The organism is Streptomyces sp. NPDC051576, assembly GCF_040681835.1.
Classification (GTDB): domain Bacteria; phylum Actinomycetota; class Actinomycetes; order Streptomycetales; family Streptomycetaceae; genus Streptomyces.
The window spans coordinates 232,743-252,136 of the sequence record NZ_JBFAZO010000007.1; the positions used below are offsets into that span (position 1 = coordinate 232,743).

A 19,394-nucleotide genomic window follows, 5' to 3' on the forward strand; every position below is an offset into this window, starting at 1 on the left:
AATTGTTGACAATCCTGAAGGCCTGGACTTCAGTCGGTGTGCGGCTTCGGTCATGCCGAGCGACCGACACCGATCCGAGCACCCTGGGAGGCCTGATGGAGATCGTGGACACCCACACCCACGTCATCTCACCCGACACCACGCGATACCCCCACGCCCCTGTCGGGGGGCGCCAGTCCACGTGGTCACAGGCCCACCCCGTGGACATCGACGGCCTGCTGCACGCACTCGACGAGGCGGGAATCGCACGGGCCGTGGTGGTGCAGGCGTCCACGGTCTACGGCCACGACAACCGGTACGTCGCCGAAGCGGTCCGCTCCCACCCCGACCGGTTCGTCGGGGTCTACTCGATCGACGCCCTGGCCGACGACGCCGTAGCGGAGATCAAGAAGTGGCAGGACCAGGGGCTGTCCGGCTTCCGGCTGTTCACCACCGGGACCACGATGCCCGGTCAGGCGGACTGGCTGGGACATGAACGCTCGTATCCCGCGTGGGCCTACGCGGAGGAGCACGACATCCCCGTGTGTCTGCAGATGACGATCCAGGGTCTGCCCGCCCTGCGGAACCTGCTGGAACGCTTTCCCCGGGTACGGGTCCTGCTCGACCACTGCGCACGCCCCGACCTGTCCGACGGCCACCCCTACCAACTGTCGTCAGAGCTCTTCGAGTTGGCGGTCCACCCCGGTGTCCACCTGAAACTCACGCACCGCGCCCTGGAGGCCTCCCGAGCGGGCAGGTCCACAACTCAGGCCTTCCTGACGGACCTGATCGCCTCGTACGGCGCCGGACGCATCGCCTGGGGCTCCAACTTCCCTGCGGCGGAAGGGACTCTGGCCGACATCCTCGACGAGGCCCGGAGCGCGCTGTCCGGTCTCTCCGACCCCGACCTGAGGTCGGTCCTCGGCGGTACGGCCCTCGCGTTCTATCCGTCCCTCGCGACGACGGGCGAAGCCCGTGCCTGAGCCCACCGTTCTGCGCACCGTCCTCGCCGACCACCCGCACACCGCGCAGCTGAAGAGCGGCGAGATCCGTGCCGAGCACGTCACCCTGTCGTTCACCGACATCGCGCCGGTCCATCGGGCCTTCGGGCCCATGGTGCGCCAAGAGGCCTACGACCTCAGCGAGTTGGCCGTCGTGACCGCCTTGCAGGCCATCGCCTACGGCGCTCCCGTGGTCCTGCTCCCGGCCGTGGTGGCCGCCCGCTTCCAGCGCGGCTGCCTCATCGCGCACGCCACCCGACCGGTCACCCCGGCACAACTGGGCGGCGCACACGTCGGGGTGCGTGCGTACACCCAGACCACGGGCATGTGGGTACGCGCCCACCTCGCCGAGGACTTCGGTCTGGCGGCGGACGACATCCACTGGATCACCCACGACGAACCCCACGTGGCCCAGTACACGGACCCCGACTTCGTCGCGCGAGGGAGCGGCGGAGCCTCCCTGCCCGACATGCTGCGCGAGGGGCGGATCGACGCCGCGATACTCGGCAACGACCTCCCCCGGGGTGAGGAGTTCGTGCGCGTCGTCCCTGACGCCGACACACGCGACGAGCAGTGGTGGCAGCAACACGGATACATGCCCGTCAACCACATGGTCGTGGCCGGTGCGTCGGTCTGCCGCCGGGATCCGCGGGCGGTCCGCGAGGCATACGGCCTTCTGCTCAGGGCCGACGCGGCCGTCGAGCGCCCGGACGACCGGCCGTACCCGACCCTCTTCGGCTTCGACCGCCTGCGTGAGCCGATCGAACACATCGTGGCGGCCTGTCTGGAACAGGGACTGCTGCCCAGAAAACTCACACCGGAGGAGGTCTTCGAACCGGCGAGGAACGTTCTCGGCAGCGACGCCGACTGAACGCCGGTTCCACAGCCAACACTCCCCCGACCGCTGCTCCCCGCCAGTCTTTCAACGAAGAAACTGGAAACGACGATGAGTGAAGCAACCACCACGGCCGCACCCGTACAACCGGTCCAACCGCCCCGCCGCTTCTACAAAGACCTCGCCTTCCAGGTGCTCGCCGGAGTGGCACTGGGCGTCATCGTGGGCAATTTCGCCCCGTCCGTCGGACACCACCTTCAGTTCCTCGGCGACATCTTCATCCACCTGATCCAGATGGTCGTCGGCCTCATCATCTTCTGCACCGTCACCCACGGCATCGCCGGCGTCCGTGACCTCGGCAAGGTCGGCCGTATCGCGGTGCGTGCGCTGGTGTACTTCGAGGTGATCACGACCATCGCCCTCGTCATCGGGCTCGTCGTGGTCAACGTGCTCCGCCCGGGAGCGGGTATGCACGTGGACCCGTCGTCACTGCACGCGGCGACGAACACCTCTCCCGCCAAGTCGGAAGGCTTCGACGACTTCCTCGTCAGCCTGGTGCCCACCTCCGCCGTGCAGGCGTTCGCCGAAGGAGACATCCTTCAAGTCCTGGTGTTCTCCGTGCTGTTCGCCTGCGGACTGGCATCCCTCGGCGACAAGGCGCAGCCCGTGCTGGACATCGTCGGCAGCGTCCAGCAGACGCTGTTCTGGATCATCCGCAAGGTCATGCGCATCGCACCGCTCGCGGCCTTCGGCGCCATCGCCTTCACCGTCTCCAAGTACGGTCTGGGCACTCTGACTTCGCTCGGCAAACTGATCGGCGTCTTCTATCTGATCGTCCTGCTCTTCTTCGTCCTGGTCCTGTGGCCGGTGTCGCGGTATGCGGGCATCAGCCTGTTCAAGCTGCTGCGGTACTTCCGCGCGGAGCTGTTCCTCGTACTCGGCACCAGTTCGTCGGAGAGCGTCTTCCCGCAACTCACCTCCAAGCTCAAGAGACTTGGGGTGGACGAGCCCGTGGTCGGTCTGGTGCTTCCCACCGCGTACAGCTTCAACCACGACGGGACGTGTCTGTACTTCGCCGCGGTCAGCGTCTTTCTCGCGCAGGCCACGGGCAGCGATCTGGGATGGCAGGCACAGCTCGGCCTCCTGCTCGTCCTGCTGCTCACGTCCAAGGGCGGCGCTGGGGTGTCGGGATCCGCGATCGCCGTGCTGGCACTGACCCTGAGCGCGACACACAAGATCCCGGTGGACAGCATCGCCCTGGTGCTGGGCATCCACAGCATCCTGTCGGCCGCCTTCGTCTTCACCAATGTCGCCGGCAACTGCGTGGCGACCCTCGTGGTCGGCAAATGGGAGAACGCCATCGACCGGGAGCAGCTCCACGCGGAACTGGACGCCGGCTACCAGACAGCCGCCTGACGCGGACCAGCACCGCACGGGAGACGGACGCAGGCATCCCTCCAGACAAAGATCTCTGACAATATCGTCGACAATAATGGAGCGGATGGCCTGCCACGGGCGTGCCACCGTCTGTCGCCCAGCAGTGCCGAGCGCCCACGAGACTTCCGCGAGAGGGAGAACCAATGATCATCGACTGTCACGGTCACTACACGACCGCACCACCCGCACTGGCGACCTGGCGGGACCGGCAGATCGCCGCCCTCACCGACCCGTCGGCCATCCCCGCCCGCGCGGACCTGCGCATCAGCGACGACGAGCTCAGAGAGACCATCGAGCCCAACCAACTCCGGCTGATGGACGAACGCGGCATCGACCTGACCGTCTTCTCCCCCCGCGCCTCGTTCATGGCGCACCACATCGGCGACTTCCAGACCTCGTCCACCTGGGCGGCCATCTGCAACGAACTCTGCCACCGCATCAGCCAGCTCTACCCCAAGCGGTTCGCCCCCGCCGCGATGCTCCCCCAGTCACCCGGCGCCGACCCCGCCACCTGCATACCCGAACTCACCCGCTGCGTGGAGGACTTCGGCGCCGTCGCCCTCAACCTCAACCCCGACCCCTCCGGCGGCCACTGGACCGCCCCACCGCTCACCGACCGCTCCTGGTACCCCCTCTACGAGAAAATGGCCGAGTACGACATCCCCGCCATGATCCACGTCAGCACCAGCGTCAACCCCGCCTTCCACACCACCGGCGCCCACTACCTCAACGCCGACACCACCGCCTTCATGCAACTCGTCCAGGGCGACCTGTTCACCGACTTCCCCACCCTGCGCCTGGTGATCCCGCACGGCGGCGGAGCCGTCCCCTACCACTGGGGCCGCTTCCGCGGCCTCGCCATGGCCCTCGGGAAGCCTCCGCTGGAGCAACACGTCCTGGACAACGTCTACTTCGACACCTGCGTCTACCACCAGCCCGGCTCCGACCTCCTCTACGAGGTCATCCCCACCCGCAACATCCTCTTCGCCTCGGAAATGATCGGCGCGGTTCGGGACATCGACCCCTGCACCGGCCACCACTTCGACGACACCCGCCGCTACGCCGAGGCAGCAGGACTCCCCGCACACGACCTGGCCGCGGTACAGGAACACAACGCCCGCACCGTCTACCCCCGCCTCGACACCCTGCTCAAACGCCAGGGCCGCTGACCGGCCTCGATGGCCACCCCGGTTTCCGGGCGGCTCCCGGTCCAAGTCCGCCGGCGGAGCCGCTCGGGGGAGCCCCCGTGCGTCACCCGCGAGCCGCACTTCGGTCACTCGACCGCGTCCTGCGTGGACCGCAACAACAGTGCTCGGCGGGCGGCGCCCACGTGATGGCGCATCGCGGCGACGGCCGCGTCATGGTTGCGGGTGAGGATCGCCAGGAAGATGGCCTGGTGTTCCTCAAGCGACCCGGTGCGCGGATGCGGCACTGTGAGGTCGCGGTACTGCCTCATGACGAGGGAGTAGAGCAGCGTGTCGTAGGCGCGGGCCAGCGTCTGCTGATGGGCCGCGTGCTTGACCTGCTGGTGGAAGGTCCGGTTGCCCTGGGAGTATCCCGCCTGATCGCCGCCGGCCTGGCAGTCCGCCATGAACTGGAGCGTACGGCGCAGCCCTTCGATCTCCTCCTCTGTCGCGCGTTCGGCGGCTTTGCCCGCCAGCGCGGATTCGAGCGTCTCCCGCGCCTCCAGGATGTCCAGGGCCTCCTCGACCGTGAAGTCCCTTGTACGGACTCCCCTGTTGACCTCACTGGTGACATAGCCCTCCTGCGCCAGTTGCACCAGCACGGCCCGCATGGTGCTGCGCGAGACGCCGAACCGCTGGGTCAGGTCCGCTTCGGTGAGGCGGGTACCCGGTGCGAAGCCTCCCGACTGCAGGAGGGAGCGCAGGCCCTCGTAGGCCTGGCTGTGCCGCGTCGACGGGCTCTTGTCGGCCGTGTCGTCGAGGTGCTGCGAGTTCACATGATCACCTGTGGCTCGGGAGAGGTGCTGGCGTCTGTCCAGCAGTATCGCTGGCGGCCGAACTCGCGTCCTCCCGCGTGCCGGTGGTCGGCGCGGCGACATCTCAGACCGTAAGGCATGGCTTCGGGCCACCCGCGGCTGAGGGCCGGACGAGACTCGGAACCCGCCTTTGTCCAACAATCATGAGCGAGTACAGGGCTCCGAGCACATGCACAGGATGTTTTTCCGCAGCATCCTTGTCCGTAGAAGTCGACGGTGTTACGTTCGCATCACCGCTTGTCGGACAATCTCGAAAGCGCGCGGTGTCGCCGAGGCTGTCTCACCGGAAAGATCCGGCCGAACCCGGCCGCCCCTTTCGAGGCACAAGTCACCACGGTCAGCAGCCCGTCCCACCGTCACCATCAACGCCACCCACCGGCACGAGCGCACGGCTCCCATTCCGTCTCTTCGCCGTGCGGGAGCCGAGGAGACAGCCATGTCGACCAGCCAGCGAACCCTCCACCCGGAGGCACTCCGTCTCGACGACGTCACCCTTCAGTTCCCCGGCACACATCAGCCGGCGATCGAGAACGTGTCGCTCAAGGTCGATCGCGGCAAGGTCGTCGCCGTGATCGGGCCCAGCGGATGCGGCAAGAGCACCATCCTCAATCTCGCCGCCGGACTGCTCACCCCCACCGAGGGCGCGGTCCACTACGCCGGCGAGCAGGTCACCGGCGTCAACTCCGATGCCGCGTACGTGACCCAGCACTCGCATCTGCTGCCCTGGCTGAGCGTCAAGGCCAACATCGGTCTGGCGCTGAAGTTCCGCAAGGTCGCCAAGGACGAGCGCGAGGAACGCGTCGCGCGATGGGTGGACCTCGTCGGGCTGACCGGGTTCGAGAACCACTATCCCCGGGAGCTGTCCGGCGGGATGCAGAAGCGCTGCGCGATCGCGCGTGCGCTGATCTACGAACCGTCCATCGTGCTGATGGACGAACCGTTCGGGCCGCTCGACGCCATCACCCGGCTCGAACTCCAGCAGGAACTGCTCAACATCTGGCGGGAGCAGAACGGGACCCTGATCTTCGTCACGCACGATCTCAACGAGGCCATCTACCTCGCCGACGAGGTCATCGTGATGTCGAAGGGCCCCGGCACGGTCCGCCGTGTGCTGCCCGTCCCCTTCGAACGCCCGCGCCAGATCGGCTCGTTGGTCGAGTCACCCGAGTTCTCGGAGCTCTACAACGACCTCTGGGGTCTCTTCTCCGCCGAGCGGAAGCCCGCCGCGTAGCCCGCCCGATCCGGCCGCCTCGACAACCCCTCCCCCACCGGGGTCCGCTCCCCCGGACCGCCAGAGCGTCATGCCGTCATGCCCTCGCTGAGTAAGGTTCACGACTTTGATATCGATCAAGGAAGAGATCGCCGTACCGAGCCCTCCCGAACGCGTCTGGGAGGTCATCTCGGATCCCTCAGCCGTCGTGTCCTGCATCGGCGGCGCTGAACTGGGGGCCTCGCACGACGACGGGTCCTTCGACGGAACGCTGGCTGTCAGATTCGGCGGTCTCCGGGTCAAGTTCGCCGCACGGGTCGCCCTGGAACTGGACGAGACCACGCGCGAGGGCCGTCTGACCGCACGTGGCGCGGACGGTCAGCGCGCCACCCGCTTCACCGCCGAAGCCACCTTCCGGGTCGCGGAGGGACCGGCTCCCGACAGCTCACTGGTCTTCTGCGACGGCGAGATCAAACTCAACGGCAAGCTCGCCAAGCTGATCGAGTCGGGCGCGGGGATGGTCGTCTCCCGGATGACGGTGGAGTTCACCGCCGAACTCGTCGCGCTGTGCGCGGGAACCCCCGTTCCCGCCGACGCCGGCGGACCGGCGGAAGCCGTCGACGCGGGCGCCGCCCCGACGCGCCCGGCCGGCCTGCTGGCCCGCCTGCGCGCCTGGTGGTCCGGTCGACGGGCCCGGCGCAGGGGCGGGCCGCCGCAGACGCCGGGCCACCCGGTGAACACGTCCAGTGAGGCTCTCGGCCAGGGAGGTCGGCGATGACAACCACCAGGTACAACAAGGTGATCGGCGCCCTCGCGGCGGGACAGCACGTCTTCGCGACCTTCTCGGCTGCGGACCCGGCGTCCGCGATCGAGTTGAGCAACTCGGCCTACGACGCCGTCGTGTTCGAGATGGAACACAAGCCCTGGGACATCAACGCCCTCAAGGACAGCTTCCAGTACCTGCTGAGCCGACGTCAGATCTTCGAGGCGGAGACCCTCGCCCCGGCCCTCACCCCGATCGTCCGCATCCCCGCCAACGGGGCGGAGAAGGCCCAGTGGCACGCCAAACAGGCCCTCGATCTGGGCGCGTTCGGTGTCGTGTGGCCACACATCTCCACCGTGGAGGAGGCCCGTAACGCCGTCGCAGCCTGCCGATACCCCCGGCTGCCCGACGCACCGCGCTACGAACCCGCGGGCCTGCGCGGGGACGGCCCGCACGCGGCCACCCGCTACTGGGGCATCTCGAACATCGAGTACTACGCCAGGGCGGATGTCTGGCCGCTCGACCCGGACGGGGAGATCCTCGTCGGCCTGATGATCGAGGACCAGCTCGGCATCAGGAACCTGCCGGACATCCTCGACCAGGTCCCGGGGATCGGGCTGATCCTCATCGGCGAGGGCGACATGAGCCAGGAACTGGGATTCCCCCGCCAGTACGAACACCCTCGGGTCCTGGAGTGCAAGCGCCGGATCCTCGACATCTGCGGTGAGCGCGGGGTCGCCGTGGGCCACCCCCATGTCACGGCCGCCAACGTCAAGCAGGTCATCGACGACGGATACCGGTTCCTGATGTCGGCGCCGGTGCGCACCTATCCCGGCCTGGACCGGGCCCGCGAACTGACCGGCCGCGGCTGACAGCGCCCGCCCGACCGGCCGCGCACCGCCGCCTCGGGCGTACGCCATGCCACCACCGCTACACACGTCTCGGAGCAACTCATGATCATCGACTGCCATGGTCACTTCACCACGGCGCCCCCCGCGCTGGGCAAGTGGCGCGAGCGGCAGATCAAGGCGTTCGAGGAGTCGGGCGCCCGCGTCTCACCCGACGAACTGCACATCACCGACGACGAGATCCGCGGCGCCATCGAGAACGGGCAGTTGAAGCTCCAGATCGAGCGGGGCACCGACCTGACCGTCTTCTCGCCGGGCGCGGGCAAGATGGCCCACCACTACGGCGACGAGCGCACCAGTCTCGACTGGTCGCGGGTCAGCAACGACCTGATCGCCCGGGTGTGCGCCCTGTTCCCCGACCGGTTCGTCGGCGTGTGCCAGCTCCCCCAGTCGCCGGGCGACGCGCTGGCCGCCTCGGTCCGCAACTCGGTCGCCGAACTGGAGCGCTGCGTCGAGGAGTTGGGCTTCGTCGGCTGCCTGCTGAACCCCGACCCCTCGGACGGCTACTACCAGGCCCCGCCGCTGACCGACCGCGTCTACTACCCGCTCTACGAGAAGCTGGTCGAGCTCGACGTCCCCGCGATGATCCATGTCGCGATGTCGCGGAACCCGGCGCTGCAGGGCACCTGCGCCCACTACCTGGCCGGGGACACCGCGGCCTTCATGCAACTGTGCGAGTCGGACCTGTTCAAGGACTTCCCGACCCTGAGGCTGATCCTGCCGCACGGCGGCGGTGCCGTCCCGTACCACTGGGGCCGCTACCGGGGAATGATGATCGACCGCGGCCGGCCGCCGCTGGAGGAGTCGATCCTGCGCAACGTCTACTTCGACACCTGCGTGTACCACAAGCGCGGCATGGAACTGCTGCTGGACATCATCCCCGCGCAAAACGTCCTGTTCGCCTCGGAGATGATCGGCGCCGTCCGCAGCGTGGACCCGGAGACCGGGCGTCGGTTCGACGACACGAAACACACCCTCGACTCCATCGACAGCCTGGGCGACACCGACCGGCAGGCGGTCTACGGAGGCAACGCGCTGCGGGTCTTCTCCCGGATCGACGGTGTCCTCAAGGCGCGGTCGACGGCCGCGGCGAACGTGAAGGAGTCCCAGAAGTGAAGGTCTACGAAGCGCTCGCCGAGGCGTTCGTCAAGGAAGGCACCACCGACGTCTTCGGCATGATGGGCGACGCCAACATGCACTGGATGGCCGCGCTCGCCGACCGCGGGGTGCGCCTGTACGAGGTGCGGCACGAGGGCTCGGGCCTCGGCATGGCGGACGGCTGGGCCCGTGGTGCGGGCCGGCCCGGCGTGCTCACCACGACCAGCGGTCCCGGCGTCTCGCAGTTGGCCACCTCGATGATCGTGGCCAGCCGGGCGGGCACTCCCCTGGTCGCCTTCTGCGGTGAGACCCCGCTCGGTGACGAGGGCGCCACCCAGTACCTGGACCAGCGCCGCTTCGCCGCGGCGATCGAGTGCGAGTTCATCCACGTCACCCGGCCGGAGAACGCCCAGGAGGCCGTACGGCAGGCGTTCTACCTGGCCCGAACCGAGTCCAAGCCGGTCATGATCAGCGCGCCTTTCGACGTGCAGATCGCCGAACTCGACGACTACGACGAGGAGTACGTCCCCTCCACCGCCCTGATCCGCACCTCACGGCTGCTGCCCGACCCGGTCGACGTCGAGGCGGCGTGCGACCTGGTCCAGAACGCCAAGCGCGTGGTGATCATCGCGGGGCGCGGCGCACGCGGGGCGGACGCGGGCGAGCAGATCCTCGCTCTCCAGGAACAGACCGGCGCCCTGCTCGCCACCACGCTCCAGGCGAAGAACTGGCTGTGCGACCGCACCGACTTCCACGTCGGTCTGTCGGGTCTGTTCGGCGACAAGACGTCGATGGAACTGCTCCAGGACGCCGACTGCGTGATCGCGGTCGGCGCCAGCCTGAACCACTACACCATCGAGAGCGGCTACCTCTATCCCGAGGCCAAGTACATCCAGATCGACACCGCACCGCACCTGGTGATGGGCAACGGCAGGATCGCCGACCGCTATCTCCAGGCCGACGCGGTCACCGCCGTCACCGAACTGACCCGGGTCCTTCGGGAGCGGTCGGTCCGCCTGGAGGGCTTCCACACCGACGCCGTACGGCAGCACCTGACCGCCCGGCTCCAGCCGCCGGCGGAATACGTGAACGAGCCCGGACGGCTGGATCCGCGCGAGGCGATCTGGATCCTCGACCACGAACTCCCGGGCGAGATGGGGCTGGTGCTGGGCAGCGGACACCAGACCGACTTCGGCACCATGCTCTTCCAGCGCTCGCGCGACGTGCTCTCCAACTACGGCATGTTCGGCGCCATCGGACAGGCCCCGCTGATCGCCCTCGGCCAGTTGATCGCGCAGGGCAACCGGCCCGGTTTCGTGGTCGAGGGCGACGCCAGCTTCCTCATGCACCTGTCCGAGTTCGAGACGGCGTGCCGCTACGACGTGCCGCTGCTGGTCGTCGTGATGAACGACCAGGGCCTGGGCGCCGAGTACCACAAGGCGCGGGCGAAGGGCCTCGACCCGGAACTGGCGACCATCTCCACACCCGAACTCGGCGCGGTGGCCCAGGCGTTGGGCGGCGGCGGGGCGACGGTCCGCACCCCGCAGGAGCTGCGCGACGCACTCGCGGAGTACGTGCGCTCCCCCCGGCCGACCGTGATCGACGTCCGCATCACCCGTGAGGTGCTGAGCACGCCGTACCGCCGCATCCAGTACGGCGAGGACGTGTGAGCGCCATGAACGCGGCACCCTCGACGCCACCGCTGAACGTACTGCTCGGCAACTACCCGCACACCCGGCCCCTGAAGGACGGGACCGTCGCCGTGGACGGGGTGGAGTGCCGGTACCCGGAGTCCTCCCCGCTCCCCCCGGCCTTCGCCCGGATGGTCCGCGAACTGGCCTACGACATCTGCGAGATGCCGACGGCCACCTACCTCCAGGCCCGTGACGCCGGCATCCCGCTGACGCTGCTGCCGGTGGTGCTGGTGGGCAGTACCCATCACCGGTCCCTGACCCGGCTGCCCGAAGGCCCGGAGCTGGACCCCGGGGACCTCGTGGGCCGGCGGGTGGGGGTACGGGCGTACGGCCAGACCACCGGTCTGTGGGTGCGCGGCTGGCTTCAGGAGGAGTACGGGGTGAAGTCCTCGGACGTCACCTGGGTGACCACCGAGGACGTCCATGTCGCCCAGTACGTCAACCCCCCGAACGTGGAACGGTCGACGGCCGAGCGGGTCGCGGACCTGCTGCGCTCCCACGACGTGAGCGCGGCGGTGCTCGGCCCGAAGGCGATCGGCGGCCAGGGCGCGGGACTTGTCCCGCTCGTGGCGGACGCCGAGGGCGCCGGGCGGGCGTGGACCGAGCGGCACGGGACGATCCCGGCGAACCATCTGCTGGTGGTGCGCGACGACGTCCTGCGCGACCGCGCGGATGCCGTCCTGGCCTTCTACCGCGCTTTGGAGCGGACCATCGCGGACACCGCGGGCGAGCGGGACGACTCCCCCGCCGGACGTGCGGTCACCGCCGGATGGACTCCGGCACTGACCGCCTGCCTGGAGATCGCCGGACGGTACGCCCTGGAGCAGCACCTCGTCGCCGAACCGGTCGATGTCGAGGCGATCGAGAAGAAGACGGCCTTCCTCACCCGCTGAGGAACACACAGAGAGGAGCAGCGGTGCGAGAGCCGGTAGGGCTGCGCAAGCGGGGCAACCCGCCCACGCGCAAGCCGACGACATGGACACCCGACCTGCTCGACAAGGTCGCCTGGCGGGTGAAGGCCGCGAACGAGCCCTTCCGCGGAATCGCCACCCCGGACGGCATCCGGTCGGGACTGTTCGCGCTGCGCGACACCGGCGCGGACGTCCGCCCCGTCTACCGGGCGGCCGAGGACTACCTGGCCGGACTCACGCAGAAGCAGCTCGCCGAGGGCCGGTTCGCGATGGACGACGTGAGCTGGCGCCACTGGAACAACGGCGCACGCTACTTCCTGCGCCACGGCCTGTTGCTGGAGGACTTCGACGACGCGCAGCGCGAGCGGGCGCTGACCGTCGTCCGCGAGAGCCTCAGCGCGGACGGATTCCGCCAGATGACCGACCTGATGCACCTCAATCTCACCATCGGTGAGCTGAGCGACAACACGGACGGGCTCAACGAGTGGCTGTACTGGTTCTCCCTGTACGGCGAGCCGGAGAACGGCGGCCCGTGGGGCTGGCAGCTCGACGGGCACCACGTCAACATCAACTGCGTGTTCGTCGGGGACCAGATGGTCCTGACCCCCTCCTTCCTGGGCGCCGAACCGGTCGTCGCCGGATCCGGCAAGTACGCCGGGACCGTGGCCTTCCGTGGTGAGGAGGCCCTGGGACACGAACTGTTCACCCAGCTCGACGGCGGCCGGCGGGAGCGGGCCGTCATCGCGGACACCCTGCCGGCGGAACTGTTCGCCGGTGCCTTCCGGGACAACCTCGACCTCGACCACCAGGGGCTGCCGCTGGGCGAGATGACGCCCGGCCAGCGGGAGACGGCGCTTCGCCTGCTGGGGCTCTACGTGAACCGGGCCGGCGACCCGCACGCCAGGGTCCGCATGGAGGAGGTCCGGGCGCACGAGGGCGACACCCGCTTCGCCTGGGTCGGCGACCCCGACGGCACCTTCTACTACCGCTTCCACAGCCCCGTGATCCTCGTCGAGTTCGAGCACATGCCCGGAGTGCTCTTCGACAACGACTACCCCTCGCGGCGGCACATCCACACCGTCGTCCGCACCCCCAACGGCAACGACTTCGGCATCGACCTGCTGCGCCGACATCACGAGCGCCACCACAGGTCGTGACCATGCAAGAGGAGAGAGACATGAAGCTGGTGCTCGGCCGTGAGGATCTCGCGGCAGCCGCGCTGGCGGCGGCCCGCGAAGCGGGCGCGCAGCCGGAGCGGATCGACATCAAGCCAGTGCACAAGGCCTCACGCGGTTTCGTGAACGCGTCCGACGTGGACCTGTGCGAACTGGCGATCGTGACCGTCCTCCAGGCCGTCGCCCACGGCAAACCCGTACTGCTGCTGCCCCTCACCACCCTCGGACGTCACCAGCACCAGACGCTGGTGACCCTCGGCAGGCTCTCGGTCGCCGACGTGGAGGGACACAGCGTCGGGGTGCGCGCCTGGAGCCAGACCACCGGCGTGTGGGTCCGCGGCTTCCTCACCGAGCAGTACGGCATCGATCTGCGCAAGGCCGACTGGACGACGTACGAGGGGCATCACGTGGAAGGTGCCGAGGACCCGTCCTGGGTGCGGCGGGCCCCGGCGGGCACGAAGCTGCCGGCGGACTTCCTCGAAGGCCGCGTCGACTTCGGGATCATGGGCAACGAACTGCCCTCCGACGACCGTGTCCGCACCGCCGTCGACAACGCCCACCAGGTCGCCGAACAGTGGTCGAGGGACCAGGGGTTCATCCCGGTCAACCACGTCGTCGGCATCTCCGAGGCGGCGGCCGCACAGCACGCCCCCGCCGTCCTCGCCGCCTACGAGGCCATGCGGTCGGTGCTCACCGCCAAGGAGGACGGCGGCCCGGTCCCCCTGCACCCCGTGGGCTTCGAGGCGCTGCGCGGCGCGTTCACCAAGGCCGCCGCCTACGCCCTCGAACAGGACGTCCTGCCACGGGCGGTGGACTACGACGAACTCGTCGAGCGGACCTGCTCGGCGCTCGGCGTGCCGCCGTCCCGGCTCGGCGGCTGACGACCGCGGCACGGACGCTCCTCCCCCACGACATACGAGCAAGAGGACCAAGAGGACACAGCAATGGACAAGCTCACAGTGGTTCTTGGCGACTACCCGCACGCCCAGCCCCTGTTGGACGGTGACGTGACCGTCGACGGGTACCTCGTCGAGCCGGTGGAGGTCACACCGGTCATCGGCGCCTACCGGAGGATGATCCGGGACCTGGAGTTCGACGTCTGCGAACTCGCCCCGGTCTCCTACCTGATGGCCCGCCAGGAAGGCATCCCCCTCACGGCGGTCCCGGTGTTCCTCAACCGGCGCTTCCACCACGGCGACGTTCAGTGCGCCGCCGACTCCGGCATCCGGGTCCCGCGGGATCTGGAGGGACGCCGGGTCGGTGTGCGGGCCTACTCGGTCAGCACCGGCGTGTGGGTGCGCGGCGTGCTGCGCGAGGAGTACGGCGTGGACATCGACAAGATCACCTGGGTGGTCGACGACGACGACCACATCGAGGGCCGGGTCCCCGCCAACGTCGAACGCGTCACCGACGGCCGTTCGCTGGGCGAGCTGCTGCGCGCCGGGGAGATCGACGCCGCGCTGACCGGCAACGCCGGGACCGGACGGGCGGGCGCACCCCGGGCCGGCTGGACGGCCGCGCCCGAGACCCCGGCGGCCGACGAGGGCCCCTACCCGCTCTTCCCCGAGGCCGGCACGCTCGCCGTGGACCACTACCTGCGCACCGGCGTCTATCCGCTGCACTCGCTGATCGCGCTCCGCTCCGAACTCGTTGAACGCGACCCGGAGTTGGCGACCACGCTGTACGCGGCGTTCGCGGAGAGCAAGCGCCGCCACCTCGCCGCCCGGCCCGGCTGGGAGGCGACGCCCCGACTGGCCCGCCAGGGACAGCAGATCGGCGGCGACCCCGTGCCGTACGGCATCGGGGCCAACAGGTCGAGCCTCGATGCGATGGTGCGGTTCGCCAAGGACCAGGGGCTGCTCGACCCCGGCTTCCCCACCGACCTGCCCTCGCTGTTCGCCGCGGGCGACTACCCGGACGCCTGAGCCGGCCCGCACACACCGAAGACCAAGGGAGCACCCGAAGTGGACATCGTCGACGCACACTGCCACATCATCTCCGAGGACCGGACCCGCTACCCCAAGGCACCGATCGGGGGCAAGCAGTCGGAGTGGGCCGCGACCCGGCCCGTGAACGCCGAGGGCATGGTCAGCCGCATGGACGAGGCCGGGATAGCCCAGGCCGTCCTCGTCCAGGCCACCACCAACTACGGCTACGACAACTCCTACGTCCTCGACAGCAGCCGGCACCGGCCGGAGCGCTTCGTCGCCGTCGGCACCGTGGACCCGCTGCGACCGGACGCCGCCGACTCCCTCAAGGCCGCGGCCGGCGACGACGGCCTGGCCGGGGTGCGGCTGTTCACCAGCGGCAGCACCGTGCCCACGCAGGGCGAGTGGTTCGTCGCCCCGGAGACCTTCCCCTTCTGGGAACAGGCCGGCGAACTGGGCCTGCCCGTCTGCCTCCAGATGCGCCTCGGCGCGGCCACCGGGCAACTGGTCGAACTGCTGGAGCGGTTCCCGGGCGTGAAGGTGCTCCTCGACCACATCGGCTACCCGGACATCGCCGACTCGCCCGCGCGCGCCGGTGCCGAGGTCGCGCGGCTCGGTGTCCACCCGGGCCTGCACCTCAAGCTCACCCACCGCAACCTGGAGCGGCTGCGGGACGCCGGTGACCAGGCGGGCGACTTCCTCGGGCCGGTCGTCGAGGCGTTCGGCGCGGGGCGGATCGCCTGGGGGTCGAACCTGCCGGCGGCCGAGCAGTCCCTGCCGGAACTCCGCGCGCTCGCCGAGGACGTCCTGTCCGAACTGCCGGAGCGGGACCGCCGGGAGATCTTCGCGGGCACGGCCCGACGGCTGTACCCGGGACTCGTCCGCGCGTGACCGTCCGACCGCGGTCCGGGTCCGGCCCCGCACCGGCCGACATACCCCTCCGAAAAACCAGACCTACAGGGTGATCATGGTGGATTCCAACGGCTTCGACGACGACGCGGGCCGGACGTTACTGACCCGGCAGAGCCAGGCCTACGAAGGGCTGCGCTCGCTGCTGCTCTCGGGCAGCGTCGAACCGGGCGCCCGGCTCACCGAGGCCGATCTGACCCGGATGTTCAGCGTCTCGCGCAGCACCATGCGGGCGGTCCTGGTGCGGCTGACCCAGGAGGGCTACGTCACCAGCGAGGTCAACCGCGGGGTGCGCACCCGGAGTTTCTCGGTGGAGGAGGCCGCGGACATCCTGGAGGCCCGCGAGACGCTGGAGTCCGCCCTGGCGGGCAAAGCGGCGGAGCGGGCCACCGAGGAGGAGGTCCGCGAACTGCGCGCCACGCTGGAGGCGATGGAGGACTGCAAGTCCCGGGGTGACGCGACGGGTTACTCCCGCGGAAACCGGCGCTTCCACCAGCAGGTGAAGGAGGCCGCGCACCAGCACACCCTGGCGCGGGCCTACGACACCCTGCTGTACCCCCTGGTGATGCGCCAGTACCGCAACCTGTCCGCCCCGCATCCGCGCACCGGATCGCTGGAGGAGCACCAGGCCATCCTCCTGGCCATCGTCACGCGCAATCCCCCGGCGGCCGTCGCCTCGATGCTCCACCATGTCGCCTCCGCCCGGCGGGCGCTGCTGCTCCAGGCCGAGCAGGAACGCACCGCTTCGGCCGTGGACGGCTGAGCGTGCCGCCCGCCCCCGACCTGCCGAAACCCCCCGACCAGAGAGGAAGACCATGCGCCAGCCGGTGAAGACCGAAGCGGGGCTGGTCGGTGGCATACCGGGACGGGACCGGTCGACCACCGTCTTCCGCGGTATCCCCTACGCGGCCCCTCCGGTCGGCGACCTCAGGTGGCGGCCGCCCCAGCCCCCGGTGCCCTGGACCGGGGTGCACCAGGCCATCAGGTTCGGCCCCGTCTGCCCGCAGGTGCCGGGCTCCGAACTGAACGGCGTCGACCTGCCGATGAGCGAGGACTGTCTGCGCCTCAACATCTGGACCGGAGCGGCTTCCCGGGACGAGCCACCGCGTCCGGTACTCGTCTGGATCCACGGCGGCGGCTTCCGGGTAGGAACGGGCGCCGGTCCCCGCTACGACGGTGAGGCCCTGGCCCGCAAGGGCGTCGTGGTCGTCACCTTCAACTACCGGCTCGGTGCCTTCGGCTTCCTGGCCACACCGGAACTCAGCGCCGAATCGGGACACCACGCCTCCGGCAACTACGGTCTGCTCGACCAGATCGCGGTGCTGGAGTGGGTCCGGCGCAACATCGCGGACTTCGGCGGCGATCCCGACCGGGTCACGATCGCCGGGCAGTCGGCGGGCGCCGGCTCGGTGAACTTCCTGAGCATGTCCCCGCTCGCCAAGGGCCTCTTCCACCGGGCCGTCGCACAGAGCCACGCCCGCCATTCCCGTGACCCCGAACTGCGGTACCTGGGCACGTCCTACCGCACCCTGTCCGACGCCGAGGCCGCCGGTGCCCGTTACGCGGCGGAGCGCGGAGCACCGACCCTGCGACAGCTACGGTCACTGCCCTGGCAGCGGCTGGTCGAAGGGGACGCCTCCGCCGTCGACAGCGCCGTCGAGACGGGCGGCCCTGCCAAGCCGCCGCTGTTCCGCCCGGTCGTCGACGGCCGGGTCCTGCCGGCCGGCTACGCGGAGACCTACGCGGCGGGACTGCAGAACGACGTCGGTTACCTGGCCGGGAACAACCTCCACGAAGGCGGGGCGGTGCCCGCGAACGCCTTCGCCGAGTACCGCGCCCTCGGCAGGAGGTCGTGGCGACCGGGTGCCCCGCCGGTCCACCTGACGCGGAGGGACTTCATCGATGCCTCGCGGGTGAAGTTCGGGGCGATGGCCGACGAATTCCTCCGGCTCTACCCGGCGGACACCGACGACGAAGCGGCACACGCCCACTGCGCCGCCGTACGGGACAACGCGCGGATCTCCACCTGGCTGTGGGCGAGAGACTGGTCCGTCGGCGCGGGACAGCCGCTCTACACCTACTCCTGGACCTATCCCGCTCCGGCGGGAGCGGGCGCTCGTGGCGCCTCGCACGGCTCGGAGATCGACTTCGTGTGGGGCGGTCCCCACGGTCCGCACACCGAGTGGACCGACGAGGACCGCCACATCGCGCGGACGATGAGCGGCTACTGGGCCAACTTCGCCGCCACCGGCAACCCCAACGGCCCCGGCCTGCCCCACTGGCCCGCCTGGTCGCCCGACACCCCGGCCGTCATGGAGGTCGGCGCGGGCTTCGGCCCGATCCAACTCGCGGATCCGCCCCGGCTCGACTTCTGGAAACGCTTCTTCCTTACTCAGCAAGCTTGGTGACAGGAGATCGCTATGACGCACGACACCCTCATCACCCCCGCGGCACGCAGAGCAGCAGGGCCGCGTTCCGGCAGGAGCCGCAGGCTTCTCGCCCTCGGCTCGGCCGCGGTGCTCGCCCCGGCGCTGCTCACCGCCTGCGGCAGCGGTTCCGGCACCACCACGACCTCGGACGGACTCGTCCAGGTCACGGTCGGTGGCGGCGGCAGCATCTTCGACACCCCGCTCCAAGTCGCCGACGCCAACGGCTACTTCCGCAAGCAGGGCCTGAAGCTGAAGTTCGTGACGCTGACCGCGGCCACCGGCCCCTCGGCACTCCAGTCGGGTTCGGTGCAGTTCTACGACAGCAGCCCCACCGCGTTCGTGTCCGCTCTCGCCAAGGGCCTTCCGCAGCTCGCGGTCTCCACCGACGGTCTGGGCAACCCGCTGGGTCTCGTGGTCAGCAAGAAGTTCGCCAGTGAACACAAGCTGACCGCGAAGACCCCCGCCGCACAGGTCGCCAAGGCACTGGCGGGCTCCACCGGCGGTTCCAGCTCGGCCAACACCAAGGCCGAGGCCGGCATCTTCCTCGACAAGTACGGCGTCGACCCCGACAAGAAGATCAAGTGGGTGTCGCTGCCGAGCCCGGCCGCGGACAAGGCCGCCATCAACAGCGGGCAGATCGACTGGTTCGTCACCTCGGAGCCCATCCCCCTCCAGATCCAGGACTCCGGGGACGGTGTCGTGGTCGCCGATCCCCTCAAGGTGACGGAGTGGGGCGCCGAACAGGCGGGCTACGGACAGCTCGTGGTCACCCAGAAGAGCTACGCCGGCGCACACGCCGATGTCGTCAAGAAGTTCGCCACGGCCGTCCAGCAGGCGACGGCCTACATGAACACCCACCTCAAGGACAGCAACGACAAGACGGTGCTGACGGCGGCGCAGAAGTCGCTCAAGGGCGTGCCGGACGGCGTTGTGCAGGCCAGCCTCCAGCAGGTCGACTGGCCCACCAGCGGCGCGATGGACGCCGCCGGCTGGAAGAAGACCATGGCGTTCCTCACCAGCCTCGGGACGCTTCCCGCAGGAGCCAAGGTGACCGCGGACGACTGGACCAACAAGTACCTGCCGTGACCCGACCGACGGCCCGCCGCACCGGCGGGTGA

Annotated in this window: 18 protein-coding genes; 17 read left to right on the forward strand and 1 reads right to left on the reverse strand. The window is 69.5% G+C overall.

What is annotated here, in order from left to right; genetic code table 11:
- Positions 1-95: 95 nt before the first annotated feature.
- The 4 genes from AB0M63_RS24285 (at position 96) to AB0M63_RS24300 (ending at position 4,421) form a co-directional block, all read left to right on the forward strand.
- On the forward strand, positions 96-962 hold the full coding sequence (locus AB0M63_RS24285) for an amidohydrolase family protein (RefSeq protein ID WP_366020848.1): 867 nt from the start codon (positions 96-98) through the stop codon (positions 960-962).
- Positions 955-1,851 (forward strand): hypothetical protein, encoded by an 897-nt coding sequence (locus AB0M63_RS24290; RefSeq protein WP_366020849.1) that lies wholly within the window; start codon positions 955-957, stop codon positions 1,849-1,851. The genes AB0M63_RS24285 and AB0M63_RS24290 overlap by 8 nt, the downstream gene beginning before the upstream one ends.
- Positions 1,852-1,926: 75 nt before the next feature.
- A complete protein-coding gene (gene dctA / locus AB0M63_RS24295; RefSeq protein WP_366020850.1) occupies positions 1,927-3,231 on the forward strand; it encodes a C4-dicarboxylate transporter DctA in 1,305 nt (434 codons plus the stop codon).
- A 164-nt stretch (positions 3,232-3,395) separates the two neighbouring features.
- Positions 3,396-4,421 (forward strand): amidohydrolase family protein, encoded by a 1,026-nt coding sequence (locus AB0M63_RS24300; protein ID WP_366020851.1) that lies wholly within the window; start codon positions 3,396-3,398, stop codon positions 4,419-4,421.
- Between the two features lie 104 nt (positions 4,422-4,525).
- Here the strand turns inward: AB0M63_RS24300 and AB0M63_RS24305 are convergent, their stop codons facing one another.
- Complete coding sequence (locus AB0M63_RS24305; protein ID WP_355924640.1) at positions 4,526-5,212, reverse strand: GntR family transcriptional regulator; 687 nt, start codon at positions 5,210-5,212, stop codon at positions 4,526-4,528.
- Positions 5,213-5,687: 475 nt separating this feature from the next.
- On the opposite strand from AB0M63_RS24305, the gene AB0M63_RS24310 reads away from it, so the two are divergent.
- The 13 genes from AB0M63_RS24310 to AB0M63_RS24370 all read left to right on the forward strand — a co-directional run bounded on the left by AB0M63_RS24310 (position 5,688) and on the right by AB0M63_RS24370 (position 19,362).
- The gene (locus AB0M63_RS24310) at positions 5,688-6,482 is read left to right on the forward strand and encodes an ABC transporter ATP-binding protein (RefSeq protein WP_355924642.1); all 795 of its coding nucleotides are present in this window, start codon (positions 5,688-5,690) and stop codon (positions 6,480-6,482) included.
- 106 nt (positions 6,483-6,588) lie between these two features.
- Entirely contained in the window at positions 6,589-7,239 is a 651-nt protein-coding gene (locus AB0M63_RS24315; protein WP_355924644.1) for an SRPBCC domain-containing protein, read from the forward strand.
- Positions 7,236-8,096 carry an aldolase/citrate lyase family protein gene (locus tag AB0M63_RS24320; protein WP_366020852.1) on the forward strand — a complete coding sequence of 287 codons (861 nt, stop codon included), beginning with the start codon at positions 7,236-7,238 and terminating at the stop codon, positions 8,094-8,096. Before AB0M63_RS24315 ends, AB0M63_RS24320 begins: the two co-directional genes overlap by 4 nt.
- An 81-nt stretch (positions 8,097-8,177) precedes the next feature.
- Positions 8,178-9,248, forward strand: a complete 1,071-nt coding sequence (locus AB0M63_RS24325; RefSeq protein WP_366020854.1) for an amidohydrolase family protein — start codon at positions 8,178-8,180, stop codon at positions 9,246-9,248.
- The gene (locus AB0M63_RS24330; RefSeq protein WP_366020855.1) at positions 9,245-10,900 is read left to right on the forward strand and encodes a thiamine pyrophosphate-binding protein; all 1,656 of its coding nucleotides are present in this window, start codon (positions 9,245-9,247) and stop codon (positions 10,898-10,900) included. The genes AB0M63_RS24325 and AB0M63_RS24330 overlap by 4 nt, the downstream gene beginning before the upstream one ends.
- A gap of 5 nt (positions 10,901-10,905) precedes the next feature.
- Positions 10,906-11,817, forward strand: a complete 912-nt coding sequence (locus AB0M63_RS24335) for a hypothetical protein (RefSeq protein WP_366020856.1) — start codon at positions 10,906-10,908, stop codon at positions 11,815-11,817.
- Between the two features lie 23 nt (positions 11,818-11,840).
- The gene (locus AB0M63_RS24340) at positions 11,841-12,992 is read left to right on the forward strand and encodes a DUF3500 domain-containing protein (RefSeq protein WP_366020857.1); all 1,152 of its coding nucleotides are present in this window, start codon (positions 11,841-11,843) and stop codon (positions 12,990-12,992) included.
- A 20-nt stretch (positions 12,993-13,012) separates the two neighbouring features.
- Complete coding sequence (locus tag AB0M63_RS24345) at positions 13,013-13,891, forward strand: hypothetical protein (RefSeq protein WP_366020858.1); 879 nt, start codon at positions 13,013-13,015, stop codon at positions 13,889-13,891.
- 63 nt (positions 13,892-13,954) lie between these two features.
- The gene (locus AB0M63_RS24350) at positions 13,955-14,935 is read left to right on the forward strand and encodes an ABC transporter substrate-binding protein (RefSeq protein WP_366020859.1); all 981 of its coding nucleotides are present in this window, start codon (positions 13,955-13,957) and stop codon (positions 14,933-14,935) included.
- 39 nt (positions 14,936-14,974) lie between these two features.
- Entirely contained in the window at positions 14,975-15,829 is an 855-nt protein-coding gene (locus AB0M63_RS24355; protein ID WP_355924660.1) for an amidohydrolase family protein, read from the forward strand.
- 76 nt (positions 15,830-15,905) lie between these two features.
- Positions 15,906-16,610: a GntR family transcriptional regulator gene (locus AB0M63_RS24360; RefSeq protein WP_355924662.1), complete on the forward strand. Its 705-nt coding sequence runs from the start codon at positions 15,906-15,908 to the stop codon at positions 16,608-16,610.
- A gap of 52 nt (positions 16,611-16,662) precedes the next feature.
- The gene (locus AB0M63_RS24365; protein WP_366020860.1) at positions 16,663-18,255 is read left to right on the forward strand and encodes a carboxylesterase family protein; all 1,593 of its coding nucleotides are present in this window, start codon (positions 16,663-16,665) and stop codon (positions 18,253-18,255) included.
- Between the two features lie 12 nt (positions 18,256-18,267).
- Entirely contained in the window at positions 18,268-19,362 is a 1,095-nt protein-coding gene (locus AB0M63_RS24370) for an ABC transporter substrate-binding protein (protein ID WP_366020861.1), read from the forward strand.
- The last annotated feature ends 32 nt before the right edge of the window (positions 19,363-19,394 follow it).

Excerpts from the sequence above, each read along its gene's own strand:
- AB0M63_RS24325 (WP_366020854.1), top strand. The coding sequence starts at position 8,178 with ATGATCATCGACTGCCATGGTCACTTCACCACGGCGCCCCCCGCGCTG.
- AB0M63_RS24335 (WP_366020856.1), top strand. The coding sequence starts at position 10,906 with ATGAACGCGGCACCCTCGACGCCACCGCTGAACGTACTGCTCGGCAAC.
- AB0M63_RS24360 (WP_355924662.1), top strand. The coding sequence starts at position 15,906 with ATGGTGGATTCCAACGGCTTCGACGACGACGCGGGCCGGACGTTACTG.
- dctA (WP_366020850.1), top strand. The coding sequence starts at position 1,927 with ATGAGTGAAGCAACCACCACGGCCGCACCCGTACAACCGGTCCAACCG.
- AB0M63_RS24370 (WP_366020861.1), top strand. The coding sequence starts at position 18,268 with ATGACGCACGACACCCTCATCACCCCCGCGGCACGCAGAGCAGCAGGG.
- AB0M63_RS24310 (WP_355924642.1), top strand. The coding sequence starts at position 5,688 with ATGTCGACCAGCCAGCGAACCCTCCACCCGGAGGCACTCCGTCTCGAC.
- AB0M63_RS24365 (WP_366020860.1), top strand. The coding sequence starts at position 16,663 with ATGCGCCAGCCGGTGAAGACCGAAGCGGGGCTGGTCGGTGGCATACCG.
- AB0M63_RS24285 (WP_366020848.1), top strand. The coding sequence starts at position 96 with ATGGAGATCGTGGACACCCACACCCACGTCATCTCACCCGACACCACG.
- AB0M63_RS24345 (WP_366020858.1), top strand. The coding sequence starts at position 13,013 with ATGAAGCTGGTGCTCGGCCGTGAGGATCTCGCGGCAGCCGCGCTGGCG.
- AB0M63_RS24300 (WP_366020851.1), top strand. The coding sequence starts at position 3,396 with ATGATCATCGACTGTCACGGTCACTACACGACCGCACCACCCGCACTG.
- AB0M63_RS24320 (WP_366020852.1), top strand. The coding sequence starts at position 7,236 with ATGACAACCACCAGGTACAACAAGGTGATCGGCGCCCTCGCGGCGGGA.
- AB0M63_RS24350 (WP_366020859.1), top strand. The coding sequence starts at position 13,955 with ATGGACAAGCTCACAGTGGTTCTTGGCGACTACCCGCACGCCCAGCCC.